A 17,566-nucleotide genomic window follows, 5' to 3' on the forward strand; every position below is an offset into this window, starting at 1 on the left:
GGGCAACCTTTCCGCGGGTGGAGCGTTGAGAACCGAGCCCTCTCATCAGACCCGGAGATCCCCCATGACCCGCTCACTCGCGCTCGCAGGCGCCGCCTGTCTGGCCGCCGGCCTCGCCGTCCCGACAGCCGCCGAGGCCCAGCAGAGGCCGACCCGCGTCGGCGTCCTCACCTGCAACGTCGCTCCCGCCGTCGGCTTCATCGTCGGCTCGCGGCGCGACATGAGCTGCGTGTTCCAGCCGGATCGTCGCGGCCGCCGCGAGGGCTATGTCGGCACCTTCACGCGCGTCGGCCTCGATGTCGGCATCACCGGCCGCGGCGTCCTCGCCTGGACGGTCTTCGCGCCCACCCGCCGCACCTCTCCCTATCAGCTCGCCGGCAGCTATTCCGGCGCCAGCGCCCAGGCGACGGTGGCCGTCGGCCTCGGCGCCAATGCTCTGGTCGGCGGTTCGCGCGACACGGTCGCGCTCCAGCCGCTCTCGGTACAGGCGCAGACGGGCGTCAATCTGGCGCTCGGCGTCGGCAACCTGACGCTGCGCCGGGCGCCGCTCCGTCGCTGATCCCGCGCGGCCACGACGAAAAAGCCGGCTCCCGACGGGGCCGGCTTTTTGCGTCGGGAAAGACGAGGCGCCTACTGGCGGTACTGCTGGATTCGGGTGGTGCGCAGGCCGGCGAGACCATGCCGATCGATCGAGGCCTGCCAGTTGAGAAATTCCTCGACGGTCAGGGTATAGCGCTTGCAGGCCTCTTCGAGGCTGAGGAGCCCACCGCGCACGGCGGCGACCACTTCGGCTTTGCGCCGGATCACCCAGCGGTGGGTGTCGGGCGGAGGGAGATCAGCGATCGTCAGCGGACTGCCGTCCGGCCCGATCACGTATTTCACCCTGGGACGCATGGGCTCGGTCATACTTACTCTCACACAACGCACGCGACTGACCACGTCATGGGATGAGAATACCGGCAGGACGTTAAATTTGGCCTAAATGAGAAATGACAATGAAAACCAATGTTTCCGACGTTCGACCGCCCCCGTGCGGGGTGTGACGGGGCGTTTCGGGGCACGGGCCGATGGGGGCGCATGGGCCGCTCCGTGACCGGTCAGAGGGCGATGCCGAGAATGCGCGCGAGCGGAATGTTGAGGGTGCCGACGGTGACGCGCGGCGTTCCGGTCGACATGTCCACGGCCGAGACCTGGCCCTTGTGGGTGACCGCGACCTGGGTCGTCGCGGTGCCGGTGCCGCTGTAGAGCTCCATCGTGTAGGGCTGGCTGCCCATGGTCTGGCCGTCGGAGCGCTTGCCGTCCCACTTGTATTCGCTCGCCTGGTTGGCCGTCAGCGAGATCTTCTTCTCCTGCACCACCACGCCGTTGCTGTCGCGGATGCGCACCGTGTAGTCGCCGCCCTGCGTCGGCGTGAAGGTCCAGGTCGCCCCCGTCGCGGTCGGCGACACGGTGCTGGCGTCGTAGGTGACGGTCTTGCCGAGATAGCCGAGCGAGGTCGTGGTCTGATTGCCGGTGAAGGCGGCGATCATGTTGTCGAGCTTGGAGTTCGTGGCGATCTGCTGCTCGACCTGGGAATATTGCACCAGCTGCTGGGTGAACTGGTTGGCGTCCATCGGCTGGGTGGGGTCCTGGTTCTTCAGCTGCGTGGTGAGCAGCTGCAGGAACGTGTCGAAATTGTTCGACAGCCGGGTCGAGGCGGTCGAAGTCGTGCTGGTCGAGGTCGTCGAGACGGAAGAGGTGGTGGCCATCGCGCGCCGTCCTTTCAGATACGGATGTCGACGCCGCCGCGCATGGCGGCGGAGCGGGCATAGGTCGCCGCGCTGGCCTGGAGGGCCGCGACGGTGTCGGGATCCTCGACCACCACCTGGTGGCGCGAGGCCTGCTGTTCCGGCTGGCGCTCGCGCGCGTTCTGGCCGCCCTGGTCCTTCAGGGAGAATTCGAGGCTGCCCTCGCTCGTCTGCACGCCGGCCTGGGCCAGCGCGCGCTCGAGGTTGCGCTGGTCGCGCTGCAGGAGATCGAGCGTCTCCTGCTTTTCCACCACGAGTTTGGACTTCACGCTCCCCTCGCGGTCGACGGTGAGCTGCACGTCGATGCGGCCGAGTTCGGCGGGGTCGAGACGAATGTCGAAGCGGGTCGTGCCGGCATTGGCGCGGGCCGCGATCGTCACGGCGAGGGCGTGGACGGGCACGGGGGATCCGGGTGCCGGCGCCTGGGCGGTCTTCTGCGCCACCTCGGTGCCGAAGGCGGAGGGGCTGGCGGGGGCCTGCGTCGCCCCCTGAGGAAGCACGTCCTGCTGCGGGGTCGCATCGACCGCCGCGGCGGTCGCGGCCGGCGTCTCCGGGGCCGCGGCGGGTGCCTGTTGTTCCGCCCCGGCCGCCTCGGCCGGTTTGCCGGAGGTGGCTGCCGGCTTCTCGGCCGTCTGCCGGGGCGCTGCGGCGGCCGGGGCGTCGGTGGCCCCCTCCTTGGTCGTCGGCGCGGCCTCGGCAGCCTTGTCGGCTCCGGAGGCGGCGGACGTCGACGCTTCTGCCTTGCCTTCCGGCTTCGCGCCGGCTGCCGCGGCGAGGGCGGGAGCCGCCTCGGCTTCCGCGGTCCCTTCGCCCTCCGCCGGTGCCGACGCTGCGGCTGCGGCCGCAGCGGAATCGATGGCTGCGACCGGAGCGGCGGCGACCTCGCCCTCACCGGCGGCTTCCGTCGGCACGGTCGCCGGCGCGGCGGCCTGCGGTATCGCCGCAGGCGTCTGGACGGGGGGCTGGGGCTGTGCCTCGGCGACGACCGCCTCCTGCGTCTCGCCCTCGCCGGGGGCTTTGCCTTCGACCTCGGGATTTCCCTCGTCCTTGGCGGGCTTCGCCTTGCCCTCGGCGATCTTGCCCTCGGCGCCGACCACGGCGGCCTCCGTGGGTCGCGCCGCCTCGCCCTGAGGCGCGGCCTGGTCGATGGCGGGCGCCGTCTCGGCGGCGGGCTTGCCGGCCAGGCTCCGCGCAGGACGGTGGGCGCGCACCGGCTCGCCGAGCTGGCGCTCCATGGCGTCCAGTGCCTCCGCGAACGAGGTGGACGCGCCGGACTGCCGCGACGCCTGGCTGGACCGGGCCGCCTGGGACGTCTGGTGCGCGCTGCTGATGGAGGAAGCCGACGAGCCTGCCACGAAATGCCTCATGCGATCGAAAACGACCTGTCGACAGCGTCAGCAAGGGTCGGGCCACGCCGAAGGGTTCGAAAATACCAGCGATTCCAAGGGCGCCCGGTGCGACGGCGGTGCGGCCGGAGCGGAAAACCCTGCCCTGCGCGGCAAGATTTGCCGGGTCGGCGTCAAACCGCTAGACCTTCAGCCAACCATGAGAATTCAGGGTGGATTCATGCTTCTCGGCTGCATCGCGGACGACTTCACGGGAGCGAGCGACCTCGCCAACACGCTGGCCAAGGGCGGCATGGCGACCATGCAGTTTGTCGGCATTCCCGACGGAGCCGCTCCGGCGGATTGCGAGGCCGGCGTCGTAGCCCTGAAGAGCCGGACCGTCCCGGTGGCCGATGCCGTCGCCCAGTCGCTCGCCGCCTGCGAGTGGCTGCTGGCCCAGGGCTGCACGCAGATCCTCTTCAAGTATTGCTCGACGTTCGACTCCACCAAGGAGGGCAATATCGGCCCCGTCGCCGAGGCCCTCGTCGAGCGGCTCGGTGCCGACGTGGCGGTGGTCTGCCCGGTCTTCCCCGCGACGGGACGCACGCTGTTCAACGGCCACCTTTTCGTCGGCGGCGTCCTGCTCAGCGAGAGCGGCATGCAGAACCATCCGCTGACCCCCATGACAGACCCCGACATCCGTCGCTGGCTGTCGCACCAGACGAAGGGCGAGGTCGGTCTCGTGCCCTTCTCCGTCGTCCGCCAGGGCTTCGACGCCATCCAGCTCGCTCTCGCGGACGAGGCAAAGGCCGGCCGCCGCCTCGCCGTGGTCGATGCGGTGGCCGACGACGATCTCCTCGCCATCGGCGGCGCCATCGGCGGGGCGAAGCTCGTCACCGGCGGTTCGGGCATCGCCCTCGGCCTGCCGGAGAACTTCCGCAAGAAGGGCCTGCTCTCCGGTCGCGGCACCGGGTTTACGCCGGGGCGGGGATCGGCAGCCGTCATCTCCGGCTCCTGCTCCACCCAGTCGCGCGCGCAGGTGAAGGCCTACACCGCCCGCCATCCCGGCCTCGCCGTCATGCCGGACGAGGTGATGGGCGGCGCCATGACCGCGAAGAAGGCCTTCGACCACGTCATGGAACGCATCGGCCACGCCCCCATGGTCTATTCCTCCGCCGATCCCGCCGAGGTGAAGGCCGCGCAGGAACGCTACGGCAAAGCCGAGGTCGCCGAGGCCATCGAAGGCTTCTTCGGCGAACTCGCCGTCATGCTGGCGGATGCCGGCATCGCCCGCCTCGTGGTCGGCGGCGGCGAGACCTCGGGCGCCGTCGTCACGGCCCTGGAGGTCGAGCGCTTCCACATCGGCCCGGAGATCGATCCCGGCGTGCCGGCGCTGGCGGCCGAGGGCCCCCGCCCCATCCGCCTCGCGCTGAAGAGCGGCAATTTCGGCGCCCTCGACTTCTACGACAAGGCGCTCGCCGCCCTCGGTGACGCATGAGCGGCGAGGAGAAGAAGGCCCGCGAGGGGCTGGTCCGCTGGGGAAAGTCCCTGTTCGACCGCGGCCTGACGCCGGGCTCATCCGGCAATCTCAGCGTCCGGCTCGACGACGGCTATCTCTTCACGCCGACCAATTCCTGCCTCGGCTTCCTCGACGCCGACCGCCTGTCGAAACTCGACGGCGAGGGCCGGCTCGTCGCCGGCGACCCGCCCACCAAGGAACTGCCGCTGCACTTCGCCTTCTATCAGGCGCGACCCTTGGCCCGCGCGGTGGTGCACCTCCACTCCACCCACGCCACCGCCCTCTCCTGCCTCGCCGACACCGATCCGGACGACGCCATCCCGCCGATCACCCCCTATGTGGTCATGCGCGTCGGCAAGGTGCCGATCGTGCCCTATACGCGGCCCGGCTCGGCCGACGTCGCCCCTCTGATCCGCGACAAGGCGCCGGACCATCCGGCCATCCTCCTCGGCAACCACGGACCCGTCGTCGCCGGGGCGAGCCTGGAGGCGGCCGTCTTCGCCATGGAGGAACTGGAGGAGACGGCGCGCCTCGTCCTCCTCACCCGCGGCATGAAGGTCCGCCACCTCGCATCACAAGAGATCGCCGACCTCGAGGCGACGTTCAAACTCAGGGGATAGGACACCCATGCCGCGCTTTTCCGCCAATCTCGGCTTCCTGTGGCAGGGCATGCCGCTTCTCGACCAGATCGAGGCCGCCGCGAAGGCGGGCTTCCGCGCCGTGGAGATGCACTGGCCCTACGACACCGACCCGCAAGCGGTGCGGGCCGCCTGCGAGCGCCTCGGGCTCACCATGCTCGGCGTCAACACCGTGAAGGGCGACACGGCGAAGGGCGAGAACGGCCTCGGCGCCCTGCCCGGCCGCGAGGCGGAATTCCAGGCCGCCATCGACCAGGCCATCGCCTGGCAGGTCGCCGCCGGCGGCAAGGCGATCCACGCCATGGCCGGCATGGTGAAGCCGTCCGACCGGCCCGCGGCCACCGGCGTGCTCGTCGAGAACCTGTCCATCGCCGCCGACAAGGCCGCCGCCCACGGCATCACCCTGCTGCTCGAGCCGCTGAGCCCGCGCGCCGCGCCCGGCTATTTCTATTCCACGCTGCGCGGCGCCGGCGAAATCATCGCCCGGGTCGGCAAGCCCAACGTCAAGATCATGTTCGACGTCTTCCACGTCGGTTGCGCCGAGGGCGACGTGCTGACCAACCTCTCCACCTGGTGGCCCCATATCGGCCACGTCCAGATCGCCGCCGTGCCCAGCCGCGCCGAGCCGGACGAGGGCGAGATCCACTTCCCCTCGATCTTCAAAGCCCTGGACGAGAAGGGCTATGCCGGCTGGGTCGGGGCGGAGTACCGGCCCCGCGGCGACACCGACGCCGGGCTCGCCTGGGTGAAGGCTCTCGGCGTGAGCCTCGGCTGACGCCGCCCGTCTCGCAGGCGCGAACATTCCTTGTGCAGCGCAGCAGAAACGCCTTTGGCGTCAAGCTGTTGCGCAATCTCGTTGCGCCCGCCCTGCCGAGAACGAAATCGACAGAACCATTCCAATGTGACAGCGTTCTTGACCTAAGGGCGCCGGCACCGGCCGCCCTCCACATCCCGATGGCGAGACTTCGGTCCCGCCGGTCAAGAGGAGCGCGCGATGGCGAAGGTTCCCCCCGCATCCGCCGATCTCGCCAATTCCATCCGTTTCGACGACGTCTCGCTCGACGACAAATACGATCTCGCCAAGGAGCGCGTGTTCCTGACCGGCGTCCAGGCGCTCGTCCGCCTGACGTTGATGCAGAAGGAGCGCGACCGCCGCGCCGGGCTCAACACCGCCGGCTTCGTCTCCGGCTATCGCGGCTCGCCCCTCGGCGGCCTCGACCAGGCCTTCTTCAAGGCCCAGCGCAACCTCCTCGCCAGTGACGTGATCTTCACGCCCGGCCTCAACGAGGATCTCGCCGCCACCGCCGTCTGGGGCACCCAGCAGGCCGAGATGCGCGGCGAAGGCAGGTTCGACGGCGTCTTCGGCGTCTGGTACGGCAAGGGCCCGGGCGTCGACCGCTCGGGCGACGTCTTCCGCCACGCCAATCTCGCGGGCACCTCGCCGCACGGCGGCGTCCTCGCCCTCATGGGCGACGACCACACGGCGGAATCCTCCACCGTCGCCCACCAGTCGGAATTCCACTTCGTCGACGTGATGATGCCGATCCTGAACCCCGCCGGGGCGCAGGAGATCCTCGACTACGGCCTCTACGGCTGGGCGATGTCGCGCTATGCCGGCGTGTGGACGGCGCTGAAATGCATGAAGGACACGGTGGAATCCACCGGCGTCGTCGACGGTGCGGTCGACCGCATCAACATCGTCCTGCCCGGCGACGAGGACTTCGTCATGCCGCCCGGCGGCGTCTCCATCCGGCCGAACGACGACCGGCACGAGCAGGAGATGCGCCTGCACATGTACAAGCGGGCCGCCGCCCTCGCCTTCATCAAGGCGAACAAGCTGAACCGGATCATCACCTCCGGCGGCCGCCAGCCGAAGATCGGCATCATCACCACCGGCAAGAGCTATCTCGACGTCCGCCAGGCCTTCGACGAGCTCGGCATCGACGAGGTGAAAGCCAACGATCTCGGCATCCGCCTGTTCAAGATCGCCTGCCCCTGGCCGCTCGACCCGGCGGAGCTGCGCGCCTTCGTCACCGGTCTCGACCTCGTCGTCGTCGTCGAGGAGAAGCGCTCGCTCATCGAGGTGCAGGTCCGCGAGGAGCTCTACGGCCACGCCCACCAGCCCATCGTCATCGGCAAGAAGGACGAGAAGGGCGAGTGGCTCTTCCCCGTCCACGGGGCGCTCGATTCCAACGACGTCGCCATCTGCATCGGCGAGCGCGTTCTGAAGCATGTCGGCCACAACGAGCAGGTCGCCGCCAACGTCGCCCGCCTGAAGGGCGCCCAGGAGGTGCTGAAGACCACGCCGATCATCGCCACGCGCATTCCCTATTTCTGCTCGGGCTGCCCGCACAACACCTCGACCGTCGTGCCGGAGGGCATGCGCGCCTATGCCGGCATCGGCTGCCACTACATGGCGCTGTGGATGGACCGGAACACGGAGGGCTTCACCCAGATGGGCGGCGAAGGCGCCAACTGGGTCGGCGAGGCGCCGTTCTCGAAGCGCGGCCACGTCTTCCAGAACCTCGGCGACGGCACCTACAACCACTCGGGCTCGCTGGCGATCCGCTTCGCCGTCGCCTCGAAGGTCAACATCACCTACAAGATCCTCTTCAACGACGCGGTCGCCATGACCGGGGGCCAGCGCCACGAGGGCGGCCTCACCATGCCGATGATCGCCGCGCAGATGCGCGCCGAGGGCGTCGAGCGCATCGCCATCGTCACCGACGAGCCCGGCAAATATGCCGGCCACGGCGTCGCCTTCCCGACCGGCACCTCCATCGACCACCGCGACGACCTCGACCAGATCCAGCGCGAGCTGTCGGCGGTGCCGGGCGTCTCCGTGCTCATTTACGACCAGACCTGCGCCGCCGAGAAGCGCCGCCGCCGCAAGCGCGGCACTTATCCCGACCCGGTCAAGCGGGTCATCATCAACGAAGCCGTCTGCGAGGGCTGCGGCGATTGCGGTGTCGTCTCCAACTGCGTTTCCGTGCAGCCTCTGGAGACCGAGTTCGGCCGCAAGCGCACCATCGACCAGTCGTCCTGCAACAAGGACTTCTCCTGCGTGAAGGGCTTCTGCCCGAGCTTCGTCACCGTCCACGGCGCCGAGCCGAAGAAGGGCCAGGCCATGGCGGTGGAGGCCGACATCTCAAGCCTTCCCGACCCGGTGCTGCCCACCATCGAGCACACCTACAACGTGCTGATCGAGGGCGTCGGCGGCACGGGCATCGTCACCGTCGGCGCCATTCTCGGCATGGCCTGCCACCTCGAGAAGAAGGGCGTCGGCCTCATCGACATGGCCGGCCTCGCCCAGAAGGGCGGCGAGGTCTTCTCCCACATGCGCATCGCCCGCGTGCCGGAGGACATCCATTCCATCCGCGTCCATGCCGGCTCGGCCGACCTCGTCCTCTCCGGCGACATCGTCATCGCCGGCGGCAAGAAATCCCTCGCCGGCATGAAGAAGACCACCAAGGTCGTGGTGAACACGGTGGAGAGCCTGCCGGGCCAGTTCACCCGCGACGCCAATTTCTCCCTGCCCTCGGAGCGGCTGAAGCGGGCCATCATCTCCCACGCCAGCCGCGAGACCACCCATCTCGTGGACGCCCAGCGGCTCGCCACGGCGCTGATGGGCAATTCCATCGCCACCAACCTCTTCCTCGTCGGCTACGCCTTCCAGATCGGCGGCCTGCCGCTCACCGCCGCCGCCATCGAGCGGGCGATCGAGCTCAACGGCGAGGCGGTGAAGATGAACATCACCGCTTTCCGCTGGGGCCGGCTCTGCGCCCACGACCGCGCCGCGGTCGAGGCTCTCGTCGCGCCGGTGACGGCGCCGAGCGGGGTGGAGAAGCTGTCCTCCTCGCTGGAGGAGATCATCGCCCGCCGGGTCGACCAGCTCACCCGCTACCAGAACGCCGCCTATGCGGCGCGCTACCAGGGCATCGTCGACACCGTCCGCAGGGCGGAGGCGGAGAAGGCGCCGGGCAAGCAGGGCCTCACCGAGGCGGTGGCGCGTTATCTCTACAAGCTGATGGCCTACAAGGACGAGTACGAGGTCGCCCGGCTCTACACGGATGGCAATTTCCTGAAGCAGGTGGCCAAGACCTTCGACGGCAAGGACCTGACCTTCGAATTCCACCTGGCGCCGCCGCTGCTCGCCAAGGCCGATCCGCAGACCGGCGTTCCGCGCAAGATGAGCTTCGGTCCCTGGATGATGACCGCCTACCGCGTCCTCGCCTCGCTCAAGGGCCTGCGCGGCACCGCCTTCGACGTCTTCGGCTACACCCACGAACGGCGCACCGAGCGGCAGCTGATCAAGGACTACGAGGCGCTGGTCGCCGAGATCGTCGCCAAGCTGACGCCCGACAACCACGCTCTCGCGGTCGGTCTCGCCGCGATCCCGGAGAAGATCCGCGGCTTCGGCCATGTGAAGGCGCGCCATCTCGATGTGGCCAAGAAGGAAGAGGCAGCGCTCCTCGCCGACTTCCGCGCCGGTCCGAAGCCGGAGGTCAAGCTCGCGGCGGAGTGAGGCGAGTCTTGCGGCTCGTCGCGCGTTGCACCGCAGAGCATGGAGAGACACGCCTCCCGTCACCCCCGGCGAGCGAAGCGAGGGAAGGGGGTCCAGGAGCCAAAGCGCGACGATCCAAGCGCCTGAAAAGCTGTTCGGCGCGAGAGCCCTGTCACCCCGGGATCCCCTTCCCTCGCTTCGCTCGCCAGGGATGACGGTGGAGGTTCCCCGAGCGTGGCCTCGCGCAGAGCTCTACCGCCTCATCCTGAGGTGCGAGCCCCGGCGATGCGGCAGCATCGTCCGGTGGCGAGCCTCGAAGGACGCACTTCCCTGATGCAGCCGTCCGCCGCGGTGCAAGGCACCACCCCGGCGGGCCGCTACCGCGCCTCCCTGTTTCATGGCAGAGACAAAGTCCTGCCCGTCACACCCGGATCCGCCATGACCTCGACCTTCACCCCCTCGCCCGTCGCCTCCGGCTGGGAGACCGCAGCCCCCGCCGAACTCGGCTTCGATCCGGCGAAGCTGAAGGCCGCCACCGCCTTCGCCGAACAGGCCGAGAGCCCCTGGCCGATGAGCCTCTACTATCCCGACGGCCGCTATGTCGGCATCGTCGAGTGGAACGAGACGGGCCCCTGGAGCGCCATCGTCGGGCCGGTGATCCCGCGCGGCAAGCCGGCTGGCGTCGTGGTCCGCGGCGGCAAGGTGGCGGCGACCTGGGGCGAGGTGGCCCGCGTCGACATGACCTTCTCCATCGCTAAGAGCTATCTCGCCGTCCTCGCCGGCATCGCCTCCGACGACGGCCTCATCGCCATCGACGATCCCGTCTCGAAGACCGTGGACGACCCGCATTTCTCCGGCGAGCGCAATGCCCGCATCACCTGGCGCCACCTCCTCCACCAGTCCAGCGAATGGGAGGGGGTGATCTTCGACAAGTCCGACCAGGTCGACCACAACCGCCAGATCGGCGCCGGTGCCGACAACAGCCGCAAGGGCGAGAAGCGCGCCCTGAAGGCGCCCGGCACCCACTACGAATACAACGACGTGCGGGTGAACGTGCTCTCCTACGCCCTGCTGCGCCGCTTCGGCCGCGCCCTGCCGGAGGTGCTGAAGGAGCGGATCATGGACCCGATCGGCGCCTCCGACACCTGGAAGTGGCACGGCTACGAGACCTCCTGGGTCGAGATCGGCGGCCGCAAGGTGCAGTCGGTGCCTGGCGGCGCCCACTGGGGCGGCGGCATCTTCATCTCCGCCCTCGACCATGCCCGCCTCGGGATGCTGATCGGCCGCAACGGCGCGTGGAACGGCCGCCAGCTCCTGTCGAAGGGCTGGATCGCCGACATGCTGACCCCCTCCCCCACCAATCCGGACTACGGCTACCTCTGGTGGCTGAACCGCGGGCGCAGCCGATTCTCCAACGCCTCGGAGGGAAGCGTCTTCGCGCTCGGTGCCGGCTCCAACATCATCTGGGTCGATCCGGAAAACGACATGGTGGTGGTCGCGCGCTGGATGGATCAGACGAAGTTCAACGCCTTCTTCGGCCACGTGATGGCGGCGCGCACCTGAGAAGGCGCCGACCGCGGGGCTTGCCGAGACTTGATCGGCGCCCCATTTCACGCCACAACATGCGTCGAATGCACGCGCGTCGATAGGACACCCGATGGCCGCAGCCGGAACCACCAACTGGACCAACGTCGTGAACGTGCTCGGCGCGACGGCCATCGTCGGGTCCGAAGCCGTCGGCGCGGGCGGCGCCACCGGCTGGGCTCTGGCCAGCCTGATGAAACTCGGCGACCAGGCGGTGCTCGTGGCGACGCTGGTCGGCGTCGCCATCGGCCTGGTGGCGACGGTGGCCTTCCTGCGCTCCGCCTACCGGGCCGAGCCCTTCAGCTGATCCCGCACGGGCCTCGGCTTCAGGCGTAGTCCTTCCGCATATACTGGACCTTGCGGTCCTCCATCTCCTTCACGAAGGTGCGCGCGAAGCCTTGGCGCGCATACCATTCGATCCGCTGTGTCAGCCTGGAATTGGTGTAGAGCGTGATGAACGAAGCGCCGAGGTCCCGCAGGCGACGCTCGGAAAAGTTCAGGATGGCGGCGCCGTAACGCTTCCCGTGATGACGGGGATGAACCGCCAGAGAGACGATCACAGGCTCCTCCCCCATCTCGATCACGGCACAGGCTGAAAGCCCGTCGCCGTCCTCCGCCACCCAGATTTCCTGTGTCGCGATGGATTCGGCATAGTCCACCATGCGCGGAAACGAGACACTGCCGGTCGTTGTCTCGTTCGGCAGATAGGCCGCTTCCTTCAGGGCGGTGATCGCCGGCACGTCCCGCAGGGTCGCGCGGCGCAGCGCGAGGCCGCCCTCCTCTGCCCGCGTCGCGTTCATCACCGCGAGGCTCACCTTCTGCCGGCCCTCGGCGTCGAAATTGTCGGGGGAGAGCCAGCGCGTGAAGGCGAGGCGCCGCTGCGGCCATTCGCAGTCGAGCATGGAATACCAGGCGGTGTCGCGGTTGGCGCCCTTGGCGATCATGTGCTGGCGGAACAGGCCCTCGAAGGTGAAGCCGAAGCGCACCGCCGCCTTCTTGGAGGGGGCGTTGAGGTCGTTGCACTTCCACTCGTAGCGGCGGTAGCCGAGCGTCTCGAAGACGTGGCGCATCAGCAGGAACTGCGCCTCCGTCGCCGCCGGAGTGCGCTGCAGGGCCGGCGTGTAGAGGATCGAGCCGACCTCGATGACCCGGTGGGTCGTATCGATACGCATCAGCGACAGCCAGCCGATGGCGCGGTCGTCCCTGTCGGCGATGGCCCAGTAGACCGGGTCCGTGGTGCCGGCGGCAATCTTCGCCACATGGGCGGCGAAGTCCGCCTTGTCCGCATAGGGGCCGGAAAAGAGATAGGCCCACTGCCAGGCGGCCTCGGGTCCATGGGACAGGGCGTAGAGGCCGTCCGTGTCGCGGGCCGGGTCGAGCGGCCGGAGGCGGCAATGGCGCCCTTCGAGGACGACATGGGTCGGGCGGGGCGCCGGCGTCGTGTCGACGGCGAAGCCGAATTCAGGGGCACTCAAGGGGGATGCTCCGGTCAGGCCTTGGGATGATGGGTGCGGAAGAAGCTGTTGAGCGCCCCGAAGGGCTCGGCGGTCGCGAGCGCGTCGAAGCTGCCCTCGCCGGCGATCTGGCGGGCAGCCTGCAGGAAGCCGCCCCAGGCGGCCCGCGCCAGCGCCGAGCCGACCGAGATGCGGCGGACGCCGAGCGCCGCGGCATCCGCCACGCTGAGGCCGACGGGCGCGGAGATCAGCAGATTGACAGGCTTCGGCGCCACCGCCGCCACCACCTCGCGGATCTGCTCCGCCGTTCTCAGGCCCGGCGCATAGAGCACGTCGGCACCCGCCTCCGCATAGGCGACGAGCCGCTTCAGCACCGTCGCCTGCGCACCGGGCAGTCCGAAGAGATGCGCCTCGCAGCGGGCCGTCAGCAGCACGCCGGTGCCCTTCAGCGCCTCGGCGGCGGCGCGGATGCGGTCCACCGCGAGCGCGAAGGGATAGATCACCTCCTCCGCCGTATCGCCATGGTCCTCGATGGAGAGGCCGGCGACACCCGTCGCGGCGCACAGCCGGCAGCTCTCGGCGACCCCTTCGGGATCGCGCGCATAGCCCGATTCGAAATCGGCGTTCACCGGCAGGTCCGTCGCCCGCACGATCTCGGCGATATGGGCGAGCGCCATGTCGCGCGGCACCGCCCAGTCGGTGTCGGGCAGGCCGCGCGAGAAGGAAAAACCGGACGACGTCGTGGCGAGCGCCTTGAACCCGAGATGCTTCAGCATCATCGCCGTGCCGATGTCCCAGGGATTGGGAATGACGAAGCAGCCGCTCTCGTGCAGGCGGCGGAAGGCGGCGCGTTGCGGCGATGGGTCCATGGCTCGTCCCCCCGAGGGTCGGAATGAAAAAGTCGCGCGGCGGGAACCGCGCGACAATCGCGTTTTGGTGATGGCGAGGATCGACGGAGGCGATGGGACCGTCAGTGGTTGTCCCGCGGAATGCCCCGCTTCTGCGCGATCTTCTGGTATTTCACCGCCGGCTTCAGCACCATGCCGTCGGCGAGCTGGCTCACCATCGAGCGCTGGATCTCCTGCCACGGCGTCTGGCTCTTGGGCACCTTGTAGCCGCCGTTCGCCTTCAGCTCCGCCATGCGCGCCGCGTAGTCCTCCTCGGAAATGAGAATGTTCGCCGAGCGCTTCCTCAGGTCGATGCGCACCCTGTCTCCCGTCTTCAACACGGCGAGCCCGCCATTGGCGCCCGCCTCCGGCGAGGCGTTGAGGATGGAGGGCGAGCCCGACGTGCCGGACTGGCGGCCGTCGCCGATGCAGGGCAGGTCGCGGATGCCCTTCTTCAGGAGGGCCGCCGGCGGCTGCATGTTCACCACCTCCGCCGAGCCGGGATAGCCGAGCGGGCCGACGCCGCGCACGAAGAGCACGCAGGTCTCGTCGATGGCGAGCGAAGGATCGTCGATGCGGTGGTGATAGTCCTCCGGCCCGTCGAAGACGATGGCGCGGCCCTCGAAGGCGTCAGGGTCCTTCGGGTTCGACAGATAGCGCTTGCGGAAGTCGGCGGAGATGACGCTCGTCTTCATGATGGCGCTGTCGAACAGATTGCCCTTCAGCACGATGAAGCCGGCATCCTTGACCAGCGGCTTGTCGTAGGGGCGGATGACGTCCTCGTCGGTGATGACGGCATTCTGGACGTTCTCGGCCATGGTCTTGCCGTTGGCGGTGATGGCGTCGCCATGGATCCGGCCGGCCTTCAGGAGCTGGTTCATCACCGCGGGCAGGCCGCCGGCCCGGAAGTACTCCTCGCCGAGATAGGCGCCCGCCGGCTGCATGTTGACCAGCAGCGGCACCTCGTGGCCGACCTTCTCCCAGTCGTCGATGTCCAGCTTCACGCCGATATGTTTGGCGATGGCGTTGATGTGGATGGGCGCGTTGGTCGAGCCGCCGATGGCGGAATTGGCCACGATGCAGTTCTCGAAGGCCTGGCGGGTGAGGATGTCGGAGGGCTTGAGGTCCTCCCACACCATCTCCACGATTCGCCGCCCGGTCGCGTAGGAGATCTGGCCGCGCTCGCGATAGGGCGCGGGGATGGCCGCGCAGGAGGGCAGCGACATGCCCAGCGCCTCGGCGAGGCCGTTCATCGTCGAGGCGGTGCCCATGGTGTTGCAGTGGCCGATGGAGGGCGCCGACTTGGTGACGACGTCGATGAACTCCTCGTAGGTGATCGTGCCGTCGGCCTGCAGCTTGCGTGCCTCCCAGACGACGGTGCCCGAGCCGGCGCGCTTGCCGTTCCACCAGCCGTTGAGCATCGGCCCGCCGGAGAGCACGATGGCGGGGATGTTCACCGTCGCGGCGCCCATGACCATCGCCGGCATGGTCTTGTCGCAGCCGGTCATCAGCACGACGCCGTCCATCGGATAGCCGTAGAGGATCTCCACCAGCGACAGGTATTGCAGGTTGCGGTCGAGGGCCGCCGTCGGACGCTTCAGCGTCTCCTGGATCTGGTGGACGGGGAACTCCAGCGGAATGCCGCCGGCGTCGCGGATGCCGTCGCGCACGCGCTGGGCGAGTTCGATGTGATGGCGGTTGCAGGGCGAGATGTCGGACCCGGTCTGGGCGATGCCGATGATCGGCTTGCCGGAGCGCAGCTCCTCCACCGTCAGGCCCCAGTTGACCGTCCGCTCCAGATAGATCGCGGTCATGCCCGGATTGTCCGGATTGTCGAACCACTGCCGCGAACGCAGGTTCTGGGGCTTCATCTTCCGGCGGGCCATGCCCTTCCTCCCATGTTGCGCTGCGAAGCGTTCAAATCGATTGAAGTGCCTGCCGCGTCGTCAGTTTCTTGGATTTGAACGCGCCGCAGGGCGGATTGCAACGGCAAAAGAGGGGGAGGCGACATGCGGGCGAACGGAGGGCGCGACTTGCCAAACGCCCGAACCCGTTCGATTCTCGCCAGACAACGCATGGGGTGCACCATGGTCATGCGAATTCGTGGTCGAGCCGCACGGCGTGTCCGATGCCTCGCCGCGCAGTGGCGAATGACGCCCGAAGAGGTGATCGAGGTGGTGGTCACCCGGTATGCCGCTCAGCTTGGCATTGACCTGTCCTCCACTGACGACGCTTCTGCCCAGCACCCGTCGCATACGGGGGCAGGCCCGGGTTGATTAGGCATGTCTTTGCAGTGCTTCTCTGGCTCTGCTTCACAGCATCCGGATGGTCACTGGCCGTTGCACAGCCTCAGGGATGTCCCGACCTTCCACCGTGCCAAGGTTGCGGCTGTCGCGGCGGGCCGGGCTATCGTGGTCCGGACAACCGTTGTGTTGGTTTCCGGCAGTTGGACCGCGTTTGCGGAGTTCCTCCAACGACGCGTTGCACGTTCGAGGGCTCCAGTCCCAACACCGGGATGAATGCCGAATGTGCCTTGCAGCCGAGACAGAACAACGCCAGAAGTCGCTCAAGACAAGAAAGTCCCGGAAACGCCCCATGACCCTTCAGACCGTCGCCAATTTCGACCGCATCGGCGAGGAGAATGCCTTCGCGGTCCTCGCCCGCGCCACCGCGCTGATGCGGGCCGGCAAGGACGTCATCAATCTCGGCATCGGCCAGCCGGATTTCGCGACCCCTGAGAACATCACCGAGGCGGCCATCAAGGCGATCCGAGACGGCCATCACGGCTACACGCCCGCCAACGGAATCCTGCCCCTGCGCGAGGCTGTCGCCGCCGATCTCGACCGGCGCTTCAAGGTCTCCGTCTCGCCCGAGGAGGTGATGATCGTGCCCGGCGGCAAGGTCACCATGTTCATGGCGATCCTGATGTTCGGCGAGCCGGGCGCGGAAATCCTCTATCCGGATCCGGGCTTTCCCATCTACCGCTCGATGATCGAATACACGGGGGCCACGCCGATCCCGGTGCCGATCCGCGAGGAGAACGGCTTCGCCTTCTCGGCGGACGAGCTCCTCTCGCTCATCACGCCGAAGACCCGCCTCGTCATCGTCAATTCGCCGGCCAATCCCACCGGCGGCGTGACGCCGAAGGCCGAGATCGACAAGCTCGTCGCCGGCATGGAGCGCTTTCCCGACGTCGCCATCATGTCCGACGAGATCTACGACCAGATGGTCTATGACGGCGAGGAGCATGTCTGCCTCCTCTCCTATCCCTCCATCCGCGACCGCACGATCCTGCTCAACGGCTGGTCCAAGACCTACGCCATGACCGGCTGGCGTCTCGGCTACTCCATCTGGCCGGGTAAGCTCTACGAATACGCGCGCAAGCTGGCGGTGAACTCCTTCTCCTGCGTCAACGCGCCCTCGCAGTTCGCGGCGCTCGAAGCGCTCACCGGCCCACAGGACGCGGTGGGCAAGATGGTCGCCGAGTTCGACGCCCGCCGGAAGCTCGTCGTCGAAGGGCTGAACAAGCTGCCCGGCGTCTCCTGCATCGTGCCGAAGGGCGCCTTCTACGCCTTCCCCAACATCAGCCAGACCGGCTGGAAGGCGAAGCCGCTGGCCTCGGCCCTGCTGGAGGACGCCGGCGTCGCCACCATCGGCGGACCTGACTTCGGCGTTCACGGCGAAGGCTATATCCGGCTGAGCTATGCCAACTCGTCGGAGAACATCCTCAAGGCGCTGGATCGCATGAAGGGATTCTTGGAGCGGCGGAACAGCTGAGGGCCTGAAGTCCGGCATTGCGGTTCAGCAAGCCGCTGTCCGGGCGTCCACCGACCCATCCGTCATGGCCGGGCTTGTCCCGGGCATGACG

Annotated in this window: 14 protein-coding genes; 8 read left to right on the forward strand and 6 right to left on the reverse strand. The window is 68.4% G+C overall.

Features of this window, described 5'->3' with window-relative positions:
* Window positions 1-64: 64 nt before the first annotated feature.
* Window positions 65-559 (forward strand): DUF992 domain-containing protein, encoded by a 495-nt coding sequence (locus C6569_RS13910; RefSeq protein WP_106749418.1) that lies wholly within the window; start codon window positions 65-67, stop codon window positions 557-559.
* Window positions 560-630: 71 nt separating this feature from the next.
* Here C6569_RS13910 and sciP read toward each other — a convergent pair whose 3' ends face one another.
* From sciP to C6569_RS13925, 3 genes are all read right to left on the reverse strand, one after another.
* Window positions 631-906: a CtrA inhibitor SciP gene (gene sciP, locus C6569_RS13915; protein WP_106749419.1), complete on the reverse strand. Its 276-nt coding sequence runs from the start codon at window positions 904-906 to the stop codon at window positions 631-633.
* 191 nt (window positions 907-1,097) lie between these two features.
* Window positions 1,098-1,748: a flagellar hook assembly protein FlgD gene (locus tag C6569_RS13920; RefSeq protein WP_106749420.1), complete on the reverse strand. Its 651-nt coding sequence runs from the start codon at window positions 1,746-1,748 to the stop codon at window positions 1,098-1,100.
* A 14-nt stretch (window positions 1,749-1,762) separates the two neighbouring features.
* The gene (locus C6569_RS13925; RefSeq protein WP_181313752.1) at window positions 1,763-3,142 is read right to left on the reverse strand and encodes a flagellar hook-length control protein FliK; all 1,380 of its coding nucleotides are present in this window, start codon (window positions 3,140-3,142) and stop codon (window positions 1,763-1,765) included.
* Between the two features lie 211 nt (window positions 3,143-3,353).
* Here C6569_RS13925 and otnK point away from each other — a divergent pair, with 211 nt between their 5' ends.
* The 6 genes from otnK to C6569_RS13955 all read left to right on the forward strand — a co-directional run bounded on the left by otnK (window position 3,354) and on the right by C6569_RS13955 (window position 11,664).
* Complete coding sequence (otnK, locus tag C6569_RS13930; RefSeq protein ID WP_106749422.1) at window positions 3,354-4,610, forward strand: 3-oxo-tetronate kinase; 1,257 nt, start codon at window positions 3,354-3,356, stop codon at window positions 4,608-4,610.
* Window positions 4,607-5,251, forward strand: coding sequence for a 3-oxo-tetronate 4-phosphate decarboxylase (gene otnC, locus C6569_RS13935; protein ID WP_106749423.1), 645 nt, complete (start codon window positions 4,607-4,609; stop codon window positions 5,249-5,251). Before otnK ends, otnC begins: the two co-directional genes overlap by 4 nt.
* A gap of 7 nt (window positions 5,252-5,258) precedes the next feature.
* Window positions 5,259-6,044 (forward strand): hydroxypyruvate isomerase family protein, encoded by a 786-nt coding sequence (locus C6569_RS13940; RefSeq protein WP_106749424.1) that lies wholly within the window; start codon window positions 5,259-5,261, stop codon window positions 6,042-6,044.
* A gap of 219 nt (window positions 6,045-6,263) precedes the next feature.
* Window positions 6,264-9,794: an indolepyruvate ferredoxin oxidoreductase family protein gene (locus tag C6569_RS13945; RefSeq protein WP_245898103.1), complete on the forward strand. Its 3,531-nt coding sequence runs from the start codon at window positions 6,264-6,266 to the stop codon at window positions 9,792-9,794.
* Between the two features lie 417 nt (window positions 9,795-10,211).
* On the forward strand, window positions 10,212-11,336 hold the full coding sequence (locus tag C6569_RS13950) for a serine hydrolase domain-containing protein (RefSeq protein WP_106749425.1): 1,125 nt from the start codon (window positions 10,212-10,214) through the stop codon (window positions 11,334-11,336).
* Between the two features lie 94 nt (window positions 11,337-11,430).
* Window positions 11,431-11,664 (forward strand): hypothetical protein, encoded by a 234-nt coding sequence (locus C6569_RS13955; protein WP_106749426.1) that lies wholly within the window; start codon window positions 11,431-11,433, stop codon window positions 11,662-11,664.
* Window positions 11,665-11,683: 19 nt separating this feature from the next.
* Here C6569_RS13955 and C6569_RS13960 read toward each other — a convergent pair whose 3' ends face one another.
* The 3 genes from C6569_RS13960 to C6569_RS13970 all read right to left on the reverse strand — a co-directional run bounded on the left by C6569_RS13960 (window position 11,684) and on the right by C6569_RS13970 (window position 15,584).
* The gene (locus tag C6569_RS13960) at window positions 11,684-12,832 is read right to left on the reverse strand and encodes a GNAT family N-acetyltransferase (RefSeq protein ID WP_106749427.1); all 1,149 of its coding nucleotides are present in this window, start codon (window positions 12,830-12,832) and stop codon (window positions 11,684-11,686) included.
* A gap of 14 nt (window positions 12,833-12,846) precedes the next feature.
* The gene (locus C6569_RS13965) at window positions 12,847-13,680 is read right to left on the reverse strand and encodes an isocitrate lyase/PEP mutase family protein (RefSeq protein ID WP_106749428.1); all 834 of its coding nucleotides are present in this window, start codon (window positions 13,678-13,680) and stop codon (window positions 12,847-12,849) included.
* 101 nt (window positions 13,681-13,781) lie between these two features.
* Window positions 13,782-15,584, reverse strand: a complete 1,803-nt coding sequence (locus C6569_RS13970; RefSeq protein WP_106749429.1) for an IlvD/Edd family dehydratase — start codon at window positions 15,582-15,584, stop codon at window positions 13,782-13,784.
* Between the two features lie 709 nt (window positions 15,585-16,293).
* On the opposite strand from C6569_RS13970, the gene C6569_RS13980 reads away from it, so the two are divergent.
* Complete coding sequence (locus tag C6569_RS13980) at window positions 16,294-17,475, forward strand: pyridoxal phosphate-dependent aminotransferase (RefSeq protein WP_106749431.1); 1,182 nt, start codon at window positions 16,294-16,296, stop codon at window positions 17,473-17,475.
* The last annotated feature ends 91 nt before the right edge of the window (window positions 17,476-17,566 follow it).

The organism is Phreatobacter cathodiphilus (genome assembly GCF_003008515.1).
GTDB classification, from domain to species: Bacteria; Pseudomonadota; Alphaproteobacteria; order Rhizobiales; family Phreatobacteraceae; genus Phreatobacter; species Phreatobacter cathodiphilus.